Genomic DNA, 13,304 nt, shown 5'->3' on the forward strand with positions numbered 1-13,304 from the left:
GTTTTTTTGCCGGGTGGCGGCTATGCCTTACCCGGCCTACGGGTTTTGTAGGCCCGGTAAGCGAAGCGCCACCGGGCGAAAAAAAACCTCTCGTATGAGAGGTTTTTTCTTTTAGCGGGTCTGAATCGCTAAATCACCCGGCAGCGTTTTCTGCATACGGTGCCAGATTTCACCGGAATCGTGACCGTAGCGGCGCACCGTCTCATAAACCTGATCGTGCAGACCTTCGGTACAGAGCTTGCTCAGCTTGTGGTAGAAGCCCAGCGCCAGGCTACGCGCTTCCGGATTGGCAAAGTAGTGGCGGCCAATGCGGGTGTAAAGCCCTTTCATACCGTTGAGGATCAGGCCATACACCGGGTTGCCGGAGGCAAACGCCAGGCCGCGGAACACGTTGTAATCGAGGGTGGCAAAAGCATCGGCGTGATCTTCCACCTCGTTCGCGCTGGCCAGCACCGCAAGGGCGTCTTCCGGATGCTGACGGAAAGCGGTACGAATAAAGATCGTCGCGATGTTGGTGCGAACGGAGAGCAGATTATCAATGAGCTGCGGCACGCTTTCATGGTCAAGACGCGCCAGCGTTTCAAGAATGTTCAGCCCGGACGTTTCCCAGAAGTTGTTCACTTTCGTAGGCTTACCGTGCTGGATCGTCAACCAGCCATCGCGCGCCAGCCGCTGAAGCACTTCACGCAGCGTGGTGCGAGTGACGCCAATCAGTTCAGAGAGTTCGCGTTCAGCCGGAAGAATGGACCCCGCAGGGAAACGATTATTCCAGATGCTTTCAATGATGTACTCTTCCGCGAAACCCGCCGGGCTCTGCGCCTTAATGACCATAGTGAGATTTCCATTACACAGCTTTAGCAAATTGGACTCATCATACCAGAGGCACGCAGTGGCAGGTAGCGCGGCAAAGAGAGAAAAGAGGGATCGCCGTTTCATTTTTGTGAAATTTACAATGCAGCCTTATCCGCCTCCAGGCCGCGATTTTTGCGTATACTGATGTTTTGTCTTACTTGACGGGAAGGACGTCTGTTGTGGAAATTTCTTTTGGGCGCGCGCTATGGCGCAATTTTTTAGGTCAGTCTCCTGACTGGTATAAGCTGATACTGCTGGTTTTCCTGGTCGTTAATCCCATCATTTTTAGCGTGAATCCCTTTATCGCCGGCTGGCTGCTGGTGGCGGAGTTTATCTTCACCCTGGCCATGGCGCTGAAATGTTATCCCCTTCTGCCGGGCGGATTGCTGGCGTTTGAAGCCGTCGTCATCGGTATGACCAGCGCCGGGCATGTCAAAGCAGAGCTGGCGTCTAATCTCGAAGTGCTTCTGCTGCTGATCTTTATGGTGGCGGGTATCTACTTTATGAAACAGCTGCTGCTGTTCATCTTCACGCGCCTGCTGCTCAGCATTCCGTCGAAAATGTTCCTCTCGCTGGCGTTTTGCCTTGCCGCCGCCTTCCTGTCGGCCTTCCTTGATGCGCTGACGGTCGTCGCGGTGGTGATCAGCGTCGCGGTTGGGTTTTACGGAATTTATCACCGCGTGGCCTCCTCTCGCCCAAATGAGGACCTGCAGGATGACAGCCACGTCGAGGCGCATAACCGTGACGTGCTGGAACAGTTCCGCGCGTTTCTGCGCAGCCTGATGATGCATGCCGGCGTCGGTACCGCCCTGGGCGGCGTGATGACCATGGTGGGCGAGCCGCAAAACCTGATCATTGCCAAAGCGGCGGGCTGGCACTTCGGTGATTTCTTCCTGAGAATGGCCCCGGTGAGCGTACCGGTGCTGATCTGCGGGCTGGCGACCTGTCTGCTGGTGGAGAAGTTTCGCCTCTTCGGCTACGGGGCGCAGCTCCCGGAGCCGGTTCGTCAGGAGCTGCATAAATTCGATGTGCAGAACCGAAGCCAGCGGACGCGCCAGGAGACGCTACGACTGATTGCTCAGGGGATCATCGGCGTCTGGCTTATCGCGGCGCTGGCGTTCCATCTTGCCGAAGTGGGGCTGATTGGCCTGTCAGTCATTATTCTCGCCACCACCTTTACCGGCGTGACGGACGAACATGCCATCGGCAAGGCGTTTACCGAAGCCCTGCCGTTTACCGCACTGCTGGCGGTGTTCTTTGCCGTCGTGGCGGTGATTATCGACCAGCACCTGTTCGCGCCGATTATTGCCTTTGTATTACAGGCATCACCGGATGCTCAGCTCTCGCTGTTTTACCTGTTTAACGGCCTGCTCTCGTCGATCTCAGATAACGTCTTCGTCGGGACGGTCTACATCAACGAGGCCAAAGCGGCCATGGAGCAAGGCGTTATCAGCGCCGGACAGTTTGAGCTGCTGGCCGTGGCGATCAACACCGGTACCAACCTGCCGTCGGTAGCGACGCCAAATGGCCAGGCCGCCTTCCTGTTCCTGCTGACCTCCGCCCTCGCGCCGCTCATACGTCTTTCTTATGGCAGGATGGTATGGATGGCGCTGCCCTATACGCTGGTGCTCACGATCGTCGGATTGCTTTGCGTCAAAATTACCCTCATTCCCTGTACGCAATGGCTGGTACAAGCGGGTATACTTGCGGCGCAGTAAACTATGCATCTCGGGCAGTTCGCTGCCCGTTTGCCTTTTCGCACGATAAACATCCAATTACGTTTTATTTCGCCAGGTACAGGTGGCGCGAAAAACGAATTCGTTTACACTGCGCTTTCTAAGCATGTTCCAGGGAAATGATTATGTTGAGATTTTTAAACCAGTGCTCCCGCGGTCGCGGAGCGTGGTTGTTAATGGCCCTGACCGCCTTTGCGCTGGAAATGGTCGCGCTGTGGTTCCAGCATGTAATGGGACTGAAACCTTGCGTACTGTGTATTTACGAACGCAGCGCGCTGTTCGGCATTATGGGTGCGGGCCTGGTGGGTGCGATTGCCCCAAAATCGCCGCTTCGCTATGCCGGTATTGCCATCTGGATCTACAGCGCCTGGAAAGGAATTGAACTCTCCTGGCAGCACACCATGATGCAATTGCATCCGTCACCGTTTATGACCTGTGATTTTGCCGCCCGCTTCCCGAGCTGGCTGCCGCTGGACAAATGGCTGCCGCAGGTGTTTGTCGCATCCGGTGACTGCTCCGTTCGCCAGTGGGAATTCCTGACGCTGGAGATGCCGCAGTGGCTGGTGGGCATTTTTGCCGCCTACTTCGTCGTGGCGCTGCTGGTGCTGATTGCCCAGCCTTTCAAACCGAAGAAACGCGATTTGTTCGGAAGGTAAACGCAAAACGGCAACCAAGGTTGCCGTTTTGCGTTTGCGCCCTCTCCCGTGGACGAGGGTTGGGGTGAGGGCATCAGGCCGCACAAGCACAAAAAAACCCGCCTCGGCGGGTTTTTTAATCTCAACGCGTCGGGTGGTTCATGATGTGATCTTCCCAGTCCTGCACCTCGGACTCTTTCACCGCAATGTGGCGCACAGAGATACGTTCACCGTGCATCGCCGCTTTTGAACCGGTTAACAGCGGATGCCAGTCAGGCAGACCTTTCCCTTCCGCCAGCAGGCGATACGCGCAGGTATGCGGCAGCCATTCAAACGTCGGCAGATTATCCCGGGTTAACTTGATGCAGTCAGGCTCAAATTCAAACCGGCGCTCATAGTTGCGGCACTGGCAGGTTTTAATGTTTAACTGCTTGCAGGCAACGTTGGTGAAGTAGATTTCGTCCGTATCTTCATCCATCAGCTTGTGCAGGCAGCACTGCCCGCAGCCGTCGCACAATGATTCCCATTCCGCGTCAGTCATGTCGTCGAGAGTTTTGCTTTGCCAGAAAGGGATGTCGTTCATCAGGATGTCCACACGTCAAAAGAAAGCGCACCTTATAACGAGTCTGGCACGTTGTTGCAAGTTTTGCCGCCCTCTTCAGGCGGCAAGATGGGGTTACAGCACGCGGGTTTTCAGCGACAGGCCGTTGAAACCGACCTCAAGCTCGTCACCGCTGAGTAGCGGGCCAACGCCTTCTGGGGTTCCGGTCAGGATCACATCGCCCGGCTTCAGGGTAAAGAAGCGGCTCATGTAGGCGATCAGCGGCACAATCTTATGGATCATGTCTGCCGTGGTGCCCTGCTGGCGGATCTCACCGTTAACCTTGAGGCTGAGCGGCGTGTCCTGCGGATCGCCGGTAAATTCGCTCACCGGCACAAACGCCGAAATCGGGCAGGAATTATCAAACCCTTTGGCTTTTTCCCACGGCTGCCCTGCTTTCTTCATTTTGCCTTGAACGTCACGCAGGGTCAGATCCAGCGCCACGCCGTATCCGGCAATCGCTTTTTTAACATGTTCTTCTGAGGCCTGGCGCAGCGTCGCGCCGATCAGCACGGCAAGTTCAACTTCGTGATGCACCGAGCCCAGCCCCTGCGGCAGCGCCAGCGGCTGTCGGATATCGCACAGCGCCGTTTCAGGCTTAATAAACAGGACCGGTTCTTCTGGCGTCGCGCTGCCCATCTCCTGAATATGTTTTGCGTAGTTGCTGCCCACGCAAACCACTTTGCTGACGGGATAATCCAGTAATGCACCTTGCCAGTTATGATGTTGATACATGGTCGACCCCTAAACGGTTGATGTGTTGTGCCCAAAAACAGTTGAGACTATTTTTTACCGTTCGCCTCAAGATGCTGTTTTAATAAATTCTCGGGTGGCGGTGGAAGCTGTAAATAATAGCCTTGCTCGGCTAAGGCCGTTTTCACTTTATCCAGATCGGCATTAATCAGTTTCTTACGACCATCGAGCGGCAGCAGCATCGCCAGCTGTGGTCGGCCAAAGTTCTTCATTAATTCTTCAGGCACGCGTGAAAAATCGTCTTTCTTTTCGACATAGAGATAGGTCTGGTCACGGCTTGTACTTCTGTAGATCACACAAAACATGTTTTTACTCTGAATTAATGGGTGGTTGCTTGCCTCAATATACTCCTGACTATAACATGCCTGATACTCTTCGGAATATCGCAGCGAGTGGTTGCGGTTAATAGCAAATTGAGTAAGGCCAGGATGTCAAACACGCCCATCGAGCTTAAAGGCAGTAGCTTCACCTTATCAGTGGTACATTTGCATGATGCAAAACCCGAGGTTATTCGTCAGGCGTTAGAAGACAAAATCGCCCAGGCTCCCGCCTTTCTGAAGCACGCCCCTGTTGTTATCAACGTCAGCGGTCTTGAGGCTCCGGTTAACTGGAAGCTTCTCCAGCAGGCCGTCTCCTCGACCGGACTGCGTATCGTGGGCATCAGCGGCTGCAAAGATACTGAGCTGAAAGCGGAAATTGAGCGTGCGGGGCTGCCCCTTCTGAATGAGGGCAAAGAAAAAGCCTCGCGAGCGGCACCCGTTGCCGTGCAAACGCCCCCTCCTGCGGTGCAAAACGTTACTACCGTCACAAAAACGCGAATGATTGATGTGCCGGTTCGTTCCGGTCAGCGCATTTATGCACCAAACTGTGATCTGATTGTTACAAGCCACGTCAGTGCTGGCGCTGAGCTGATTGCAGATGGCAATATTCACGTATACGGTATGATGCGTGGACGTGCGCTCGCAGGTGCAAGTGGCGATCGAGATGCGCAAATATTTTGTACTCACCTGACGGCGGAACTGGTGTCCATCGCAGGTGAATATTGGCTGAGCGACAAGATCCCAGCCGAATTTTATGGCAAAGCGGCTCGCCTGCTTCTGGCAGACGACGCGTTGACCGTTCAACCGTTGAATTGATCCCTTTTTAACAAGGAATTTCTATGGCACGCATTATTGTTGTTACTTCGGGTAAAGGAGGCGTTGGCAAGACCACCTCCAGCGCGGCCATCGCTACTGGTTTGGCCCAGAAGGGAAAGAAAACCATCGTTATCGACTTCGATATCGGTCTGCGTAACCTCGACCTCATCATGGGATGTGAGCGTCGCGTCGTGTATGACTTCGTAAACGTCATTCAGGGCGATGCCACGCTTAACCAGGCGATGATCAAAGACAAGCGCACCGAGAACCTCTACATTCTCCCGGCTTCTCAGACGCGTGACAAAGACGCCCTGACCCGTGAGGGCGTGGAAAAGGTGCTCGACGATCTGAAAAAAATGGATTTCGACTTCATTGTCTGCGACTCCCCTGCGGGCATCGAAACCGGTGCCCTGATGGCGCTCTACTTCGCTGATGAAGCGATCATCACCACCAACCCTGAAGTTTCATCCGTGCGTGACTCAGACCGCATTCTGGGCATCCTCGCCTCTAAATCCCGTCGTGCGGAAAATGGCGAAGACCCGATTAAAGAACACCTGCTGCTCACCCGCTACAATCCGGGCCGTGTGAACAAAGGTGACATGCTGAGCATGGAAGACGTGCTGGAGATCCTGCGCATTAAGCTGGTGGGCGTTATCCCGGAAGATCAGTCCGTGTTACGCGCCTCTAACCAGGGCGAGCCAGTGATCCTTGATACATTGGCAGATGCAGGTAAAGCTTACGCCGATACCGTTGACCGTCTGCTGGGAGAAGAACGTCCTTTCCGCTTCATTGAAGAAGAGAAGAAAGGTTTCCTCAAACGCCTGTTCGGAGGATAAGTTATGGCATTACTGGACTTTTTTCTCTCGCGGAAAAAGAACACCGCCAACATCGCAAAAGAACGTCTGCAAATTATCGTTGCGGAGCGTCGTCGTAGCGACGCCGAGCCTCACTACCTGCCGCAGCTGCGTAAGGACATCCTGGAAGTGATCTGTAAGTATGTGCAGATTGACCCGGAGATGGTCACGGTGCAGCTGGAACAAAAAGACGGGGATATTTCGATTCTGGAGCTGAACGTTACGCTCCCGGAAGCGGAAGAGTCGCGTCCGTAGGTTTGTGTTTTCGCCGCCCCGGTAAGCGCAGCGCCACCGGGGAAATATGCCGGGTATATCGCCCGGCATATTTTTTTTATCGCGGGTAACCGTCCAGCAGCGTATTCAGGCGATCGGCCATCAATTCCCCGCGCCATCCCGCCATCATCTCCGGCACGCCATTCTGCGGCTTCAGCTTCCAGTGCCAGTTCAGCAGCTGGTTAATCTGACGACGTGAGGCGAGCAGTTCCGCACTCAGCTTGCTTTCCGTTGCAACCGCCTGCACCAGCGCTTTGATATCCTTAAACGCTTTGCGATAGCCCGGCATGTCCATCAGGTTCAGCAGCGGTTCCGGCAGCGCATCTTCCGGCAGCTCCTGCGCTTTGGCGACCAGCGCCAGCAGGGTTTTACCGTGGAAGCGGATCTCGCTGCCCGAAAGCCCAATGCTGTCCAGCTCGCCCAGGCTGCCAGGCATATAGCGCGCGACTGCCCAGAGATGCTCTTCGCGAACCACAAAGTTAACGGCCAGATCGCGCTCCCGCGCTTTACGCAAGCGCCAGTCTGCCAGCAGCTGCAGGCATGCCAGCTGACGCGTGCGCAGCTGCCAGGCGTTGCTGATATCGCGCCAGGCCTCTTTCGGGTCAACCACTTCCTGACGACGCTGCTGGGTCATACGGCATTCGTCCAGCGCAGCAGCGAGCCAGCCGGAGGCTTCTGCCTCTTTCATCAGCTGTCCGGCAATCGGCAGCAGGTAAAACACGTCTGCCGCCGCATACTCCAGCTGACGCTCGGTAAGCGGGCGCGCCAGCCAATCGGTACGGGATTCACTTTTATCCAGCGTCAGGCCCGTATACTCCTCCACCATGGCAGCAAAGCCCCATGAGAGCGGACGATTGCTGAATGCCGCGAGGATCTGCGTGTCAATCAGCGGCTGGGGCATGATGCCAAAGGTGTTCAGAAAGACTTCCAGATCCTCACTGCCTGCGTGCAGGTATTTCGTCACGGCGGTATCGAGCAGCAGGTTACGCATCGGCGTCCAGTCGGTAATGCCGAGAGGGTCAATCAGCGACACGTGTTTACCGTCGTACATCTGAATCAAACCCAGCTGCGGATAATAGGTCCGGGTACGGACAAACTCGGTATCCAGGGCAATGGCAGGAAAGTCGCGCGTCACTTCGCACAGCGAAGCCAGCTCGTCGTTGGTCGTGATCATCTGGTAATTCAAAACGGGTTCTCTTTTGTTTGCGCCCATAAAAAACGCCGGCTTAACCGGCGTCTGGGCGATTAGCGTGAAGCTCAGGCCTTATTGTCTACTTTGCCACGGGCTTCGTCACGTAATTCTCGTCGTAATATCTTTCCGACGTTGGATTTCGGCAGCTCATCGCGGAATTCAACCAGCTTCGGCACCTTGTAGCCCGTCAGCTGACGACGGCAAAACGTTACCAGCGCCTCCTCCGTCAGGGAAGGATCTTTCTTGACCACAAATATTTTAACCGCTTCACCGCTGCTGCCGGAAGGGACGCCGACCGCCGCCACCTCGAGTACGCCGCTGTGCTGCATAACCACGTCTTCGATCTCATTCGGATAGACGTTGAAGCCGGAGACCAGGATCATGTCTTTCTTGCGATCGACGATGCGCAGGAAGCCCTCTTCATCCATTACCGCAATATCACCGGTGTGCAGCCAGCCGTCTTTGATGATTTCGTCGGTCGCATCGGGACGCTGCCAGTAACCCAGCATCACCTGCGGACCTCTGACGCAAAGCTCACCCGGCTCGCCCGGCGCGACTTCGTTATCGTTATCATCGACCAGTTTGGCCTCGGTGGAAGGAACCGGCAGACCAATGCTTCCACTGTGATAGTCGATATCGTGTGGGTTCACGCTGACCAGCGGAGCACATTCCGTCAGCCCATAGCCTTCCAGCAAATACTGACCGGTGAGCTTCACCCAGCGCTCGGCGACCGCCTGTTGAACCGGCATGCCGCCGCCCGCAGAGAGATGCAGCGTGGAGAAATCCAGCTGCTGGAACTCTTTGTTATTAAGCAGCGCGTTAAACAGGGTGTTCACCCCCGTCATGGCGGTGAACGGGTATTTCGCCAGCTCTTTCACCAGGCCCGGGATATCGCGCGGGTTGGTGATGAGGATGTTCTGACCACCCAGTTCAATAAACAGCAGGCAGTTCATGGTCAGCGCAAAGATGTGATACAGCGGAAGCGCGGTGATCACCACTTCTTTGCCCGGATGCAGAAGCGGCCCGTAGGTGGCGTTCACCTGTTCAAGGTTTGCCAGCATATTGCGGTGGGTAAGCATGGCCCCTTTGGCGACGCCGGTGGTCCCGCCCGTGTATTGCAGAAACGCAAGATCTTCCGCCACCACTTCGGGTTTCACATACTGCATACGGTAGCCCGCATGCAGCGCGCGGCGGAAGGAGATGGCGTCCGGCAGGTGGTATTTTGGCACCAGGCGCTTGACGTATTTAACGACAAAGTTAACCAGCGTGCCTTTGGCGGTCGAGAGTTGATCCCCCATGCGCGTCAGGATGACGTGTTTAACCTGGGTTTTGTCGACCACTTTTTCCAGCGTATGGGCGAAGTTGGACACAATGACAATCGCGGCCGCGCCGCTGTCGTTCAGCTGATGCTCCAGCTCGCGCGGGGTATACAAGGGGTTAACGTTGACGACAATCATCCCGGCTCGCAGGATACCGAACAACGCCACCGGGTATTGCAGCAGGTTCGGCATCATCAGCGCGACGCGGTCCCCTTTTTGCAGCCCCAGCCCTTCCTGCAGATACGCCGCAAACGCGCGGCTACGCTCCTCAAGCTTACGGAACGTCATGACCTCGCCCATATTCACGAATGCGGGCTGGTCCGCGTAGCGCCTTACCGAGTGTTCAAATAATTCCACCAGGGATTGATAACGGTCAGGATTGATCTCAGCAGGAACATCTGCGGGATAACGGTTAAGCCAAACCTTCTTCAATGCATCACCTCTGAAATGAGTGTTCGTCGTCATCACAACCCCGATAATAAACAGTTTGTTAACATTATATTAACTCAGCGTACCAGTTTATTAATTGTTCAGATTTAAGGTTGCGAAGCGCGTCACTCTTTTTTTTCGTTTTATCCGTAAAAAAACAGAGACAGCGGCTGAGCCGCTGTCTCTTTTCTAACAATAACAGTAAGTTACTCAGTAACGATCGTCTGAACCTGTGCAGGACCCGGGTTATACCAGCCCCAGCCCGGGTAGCCGTAACGATAAGGATGTGGACCCCACATCCACGGATCCATCGGCTGAGGCGGCATGATCACCTGCTGTGCCAGCCGCCAGCGTTTATACCCGTTGACCTGCATAGTCATAAATTTATACGGCGTGCTGCCGATTTTGCCCTGCACGGCGCCGGTAATCGGCCCGACGACGGTCACCAGCTGTCCGCGAAAATCGACCGGATCGAGGAAACCGCTGACGTCCGCATAGATACGCCCGCGAGAGGCCTCACCCAGTACCGGCCGCGCGCCGCTGTCCAGCGGAACGGTCGCGATCTCCAGGCGGGTTTTCCCCTGCTGGTTTTGTACGTCGATGACCTTACCGCCAAAGCGCGCTTCCTGGCCGACGTACAGCTCAGGCGCATTCATCACCCGAACCAGATCCTGCTGTGGCGTCGGGCTGCTGCCCTTAATCGCATCAGGAACGGAAACGCATCCGCTCAGTGCTATGGCAACCGCGCCTGCCATAATAAGGCGTACTACTTTAGTCTGAACCGCCATGATGCGACTCCTTTTTCTCAGTTCCTGTTACTGAGATTCACTCGCGGCCCGGAAGTTTCTTCCACGCAACGGTGTTTCGCAAATAAACCGGCTCCGCGTGTTCAACGGCAACGGTTTTTCCTGCCGCGAGCAGCTGGCAGGCAATCGGAAGCATATCTTCCGCAGCCGGCAGCAGCATGTTGCCGTCCACCAGCGTCACCCCGGTGTCGTTTGCCATGTCTGGCCACGCCGGCCAGCCGGTGCCGACGGTTGCCCACTCACCGGAGAGCTGTTGCAGCCGCTCAGTGACCGCTTCCGGCTTGAGCACGGCTTCCGTCTCTTCGCCGTGCCACACGCCGTGCTCGTCGCGGGTGTATTCGGCCCAGTAAACTTCGCCCATGCGGGCATCAATCGCGGCCAGCACGCGCGTTGCCCCGGTCATGCGCCATGCGCCCTGCGCCATAGTGGCGAGGGTAGAGACGCCGATCATCGGCAGTTCGGCGCCCAGCGCCAGCCCCTGCGCAATGCCAATCCCGATACGTACGCCCGTAAAGCTGCCGGGGCCACGGCCAAAGGCCAGCGCGTCGAGGTCGGTTAAGGAGGTGTTGCCCTGGGTTAAAATGGCTTTTACCAGGGGCAGAATGCGTTGGGTGTGTTCCCGTGGGCACTCTTCGAAATGAGCAGAAACAGCACCGTCGTTCAACAGAGCGACAGAGCAAGCCTCTGTCGCGGTATCAATAGCCAGAATTCGCATCAGTCGTCGCGCTCTCGCAAGGGTCAGTCACAAAATGGCGCGCATCTTAGCACACTCCGGGGTAAATTACTCCGCCGTTGGGTTTGCCAGGAAACGCACCGCGCGTTTTATGTCCCGCGTCCGCGGCGCGGGCGGCAGGCTGGCGAGGAAGGTCGCCCCGTAAGGGCGCATCACCAGCCGGTTATCGCAAATGACCAGCACCCCGCGATCGGTAACGTCGCGGATCAATCGCCCTACCCCCTGCTTGAGGGTAATCACCGCGTCCGGCAGCTGTACCTCGTCAAACGGATCGCCCCCGCGCAGACGGCAGTCTTCCATGCGCGCCTTCAGCAGCGGGTCGTCCGGAGAGGTAAACGGCAGCTTATCAATAATTACCAGCGAGAGCGTATCGCCGCGCACGTCCACCCCTTCCCAGAAGCTGCTGGTTGCTACCAGCAGGGCATTTCCGGCGCTGACAAACTGCTGTAACAGCTGGCCTTTACTGGTTTCACCTTGCAGCAGCACCGGCAGCGTCATGGTGGCGCGGAACTGCTCGGCTAGATCACGCATCATGGCGTGAGAGGTACAGAGCATAAAGCAGCGGCCGTTGTTGGCCTCGATCATCGGTTTTAACATCGCGGCCAGGTGGCGCGCCGCCCCCGGCTGGTTCGGCAGCGGCAGATTACGAGGCACGCAGAGCAGCGCCTGTTTTTCGTAATCGAACGGGCTGGGCAGGAGCAGCGATTCCGCATCCTCAATGCCAAGACGTTCCGTGAAGTGATGCAGATCGTCATTCACCGACAGGGTTGCCGAGGTGAAGATCCAGCTTCCCGGTTTTTGCGCCATCACCTCTTTAAACTTATCCGCTACCGTCAGCGGCGTGAGCGCCAGGGTGAAATGCCGCGAGGTGCACTCATACCAGTAGCTGAACCCCGGCTGGTTAATCTCTTTCAGCCGTTTGAGTCGCCCGCGATAGAGCGTGGCGCGTTCGAAGGCCGCGTCCAGCAGCGCGGAACGGCCAAGCGACAGTTTTGCCACGTCGTAGCAGAGTTCGAGGGCATCATCGAGCAGCAACAGCGCGCGCTGGATGTTTTTGTCCGCCAGCAGCTCGCGCAGGTTACCGCGATAGCCCGGCTCACCAAGCTGTAAGCGGAAATCCTGCGCGCTTTGCGCCAGACGGTCGGCGCACTTCTGCAGCTGCTGGGTATCTTTGAGTTCGGTCCGGTAAGCGATGGTGAAATCTTTCGCCAGATCCTGCAGCTGGCGGCTGGAAAGCGACTGGCCGAAGTACTGGCTGGCAATGTCCGGAAGCTGATGGGCTTCGTCGAAGATCATCACGTCCGCCTCCGGGATCAGCTCGCCAAAACCGCTGTCCTTCACGACCATATCCGCGAGGAACAGATGGTGGTTCACCACCACCACGTCCGCGTCCATCGCCGTTTTGCGCGCTTTCACCACAAAGCAGTCTTTATAAAGCGGACAGTCGCTGCCGAGGCAGTTGTCGTTGGTACTGGTCACCAGCGGCCAGGCCGGGGAATCTTCCGGCACGCTCGCGCAGGTGCTGATATCCCCCTCTTCGGTCTGGTTCGCCCAGGCGCGAAGGATAATAACGTCGCTGAGGGTTTGTACCGGCAGGTCGCCGCCCGCCAGCGCCTGCTGCTCAAGACGTTCCAGGCAGAGATAGTTGGAGCGTCCCTTCAGCAGGGCCAGACGCCCCTTGTATTTCAGCGCTTTCGCCACCGTGGGCAAATCGCGACTGTAGAGCTGATCCTGCAGCGCCTTCGAACCGGTGGAAATAATCACCTTCTTTTTCGCGCGCAGCGCCGGAGCAAGGTAAGCATACGTTTTACCCGTACCGGTTCCGGCTTCGACCACCAGCGGCTGAGCCTTATCGATGGCGCGTGCAACGGCGTGCGCCATCTGGCGCTGAGGCTCACGGGGCTTGAAGCCGGGAATAGCCTGCGCTAATTGACCTTCAGGGGAAAAATCGTCTGCCACGGTGCTCTCTCACTGTATTTTTGCAC

The 13,304-nt window shown here is 56.5% G+C and carries 14 protein-coding genes; 5 read left to right on the plus strand and 9 right to left on the minus strand.

Annotated elements, in window-relative coordinates:
• Nucleotides 1-111: 111 nt before the first annotated feature.
• Nucleotides 112-831, minus strand: a complete 720-nt coding sequence (gene fadR, locus NWV12_RS13165) for a fatty acid metabolism transcriptional regulator FadR (RefSeq protein ID WP_023336056.1) — start codon at nt 829-831, stop codon at nt 112-114.
• A gap of 200 nt (nt 832-1,031) precedes the next feature.
• Between fadR and nhaB the strand changes: the two genes are divergently transcribed.
• Nucleotides 1,032-2,570 carry a Na(+)/H(+) antiporter NhaB gene (gene nhaB / locus NWV12_RS13170; RefSeq protein WP_048979882.1) on the plus strand — a complete coding sequence of 513 codons (1,539 nt, stop codon included), beginning with the start codon at nt 1,032-1,034 and terminating at the stop codon, nt 2,568-2,570.
• Between the two features lie 143 nt (nt 2,571-2,713).
• Nucleotides 2,714-3,244 carry a disulfide bond formation protein DsbB gene (dsbB, locus tag NWV12_RS13175; RefSeq protein ID WP_023312182.1) on the plus strand — a complete coding sequence of 177 codons (531 nt, stop codon included), beginning with the start codon at nt 2,714-2,716 and terminating at the stop codon, nt 3,242-3,244.
• A gap of 121 nt (nt 3,245-3,365) precedes the next feature.
• Here the strand turns inward: dsbB and NWV12_RS13180 are convergent, their stop codons facing one another.
• The 3 genes from NWV12_RS13180 to NWV12_RS13190 all read right to left on the minus strand — a co-directional run bounded on the left by NWV12_RS13180 (nt 3,366) and on the right by NWV12_RS13190 (nt 4,882).
• Nucleotides 3,366-3,806 (minus strand): YcgN family cysteine cluster protein, encoded by a 441-nt coding sequence (locus NWV12_RS13180; protein WP_033145818.1) that lies wholly within the window; start codon nt 3,804-3,806, stop codon nt 3,366-3,368.
• A 93-nt stretch (nt 3,807-3,899) separates the two neighbouring features.
• Nucleotides 3,900-4,559, minus strand: coding sequence for a fumarylacetoacetate hydrolase family protein (locus NWV12_RS13185; RefSeq protein WP_029742142.1), 660 nt, complete (start codon nt 4,557-4,559; stop codon nt 3,900-3,902).
• A gap of 47 nt (nt 4,560-4,606) precedes the next feature.
• Nucleotides 4,607-4,882, minus strand: coding sequence for a YcgL domain-containing protein (locus tag NWV12_RS13190; RefSeq protein WP_029742143.1), 276 nt, complete (start codon nt 4,880-4,882; stop codon nt 4,607-4,609).
• 123 nt (nt 4,883-5,005) lie between these two features.
• Between NWV12_RS13190 and minC the strand changes: the two genes are divergently transcribed.
• Genes minC through minE form a run of 3 tightly spaced genes read left to right on the plus strand, consistent with a single transcriptional unit; the run spans nt 5,006 to nt 6,822 of the window.
• Nucleotides 5,006-5,713: a septum site-determining protein MinC gene (minC, locus tag NWV12_RS13195; RefSeq protein WP_023312186.1), complete on the plus strand. Its 708-nt coding sequence runs from the start codon at nt 5,006-5,008 to the stop codon at nt 5,711-5,713.
• A 23-nt stretch (nt 5,714-5,736) separates the two neighbouring features.
• A complete protein-coding gene (minD, locus tag NWV12_RS13200; RefSeq protein WP_029742160.1) occupies nt 5,737-6,549 on the plus strand; it encodes a septum site-determining protein MinD in 813 nt (270 codons plus the stop codon).
• 3 nt (nt 6,550-6,552) lie between these two features.
• Complete coding sequence (gene minE, locus NWV12_RS13205; RefSeq protein WP_008500504.1) at nt 6,553-6,822, plus strand: cell division topological specificity factor MinE; 270 nt, start codon at nt 6,553-6,555, stop codon at nt 6,820-6,822.
• Nucleotides 6,823-6,898: 76 nt separating this feature from the next.
• On the opposite strand, the gene rnd is transcribed toward minE, so the two are convergent.
• The 5 genes from rnd to NWV12_RS13230 form a co-directional block, all read right to left on the minus strand.
• Complete coding sequence (gene rnd, locus NWV12_RS13210; protein WP_087822872.1) at nt 6,899-8,026, minus strand: ribonuclease D; 1,128 nt, start codon at nt 8,024-8,026, stop codon at nt 6,899-6,901.
• A 71-nt stretch (nt 8,027-8,097) separates the two neighbouring features.
• Nucleotides 8,098-9,783, minus strand: a complete 1,686-nt coding sequence (gene fadD, locus NWV12_RS13215; protein ID WP_075204798.1) for a long-chain-fatty-acid--CoA ligase FadD — start codon at nt 9,781-9,783, stop codon at nt 8,098-8,100.
• A 203-nt stretch (nt 9,784-9,986) separates the two neighbouring features.
• Nucleotides 9,987-10,568: a Slp family lipoprotein gene (locus NWV12_RS13220; protein ID WP_032658483.1), complete on the minus strand. Its 582-nt coding sequence runs from the start codon at nt 10,566-10,568 to the stop codon at nt 9,987-9,989.
• Between the two features lie 37 nt (nt 10,569-10,605).
• The gene (gene tsaB / locus NWV12_RS13225) at nt 10,606-11,301 is read right to left on the minus strand and encodes a tRNA (adenosine(37)-N6)-threonylcarbamoyltransferase complex dimerization subunit type 1 TsaB (RefSeq protein ID WP_048979885.1); all 696 of its coding nucleotides are present in this window, start codon (nt 11,299-11,301) and stop codon (nt 10,606-10,608) included.
• A 66-nt stretch (nt 11,302-11,367) separates the two neighbouring features.
• Nucleotides 11,368-13,278 carry an ATP-dependent DNA helicase gene (locus tag NWV12_RS13230; RefSeq protein WP_039263631.1) on the minus strand — a complete coding sequence of 637 codons (1,911 nt, stop codon included), beginning with the start codon at nt 13,276-13,278 and terminating at the stop codon, nt 11,368-11,370.
• Between the last annotated feature and the right edge of the window lie 26 nt (nt 13,279-13,304).

It is taken from the genome of Enterobacter sp. Crenshaw (assembly GCF_024734705.1).
In the GTDB taxonomy this organism is placed as follows: Bacteria; Pseudomonadota; Gammaproteobacteria; order Enterobacterales; family Enterobacteriaceae; genus Enterobacter; species Enterobacter asburiae_B.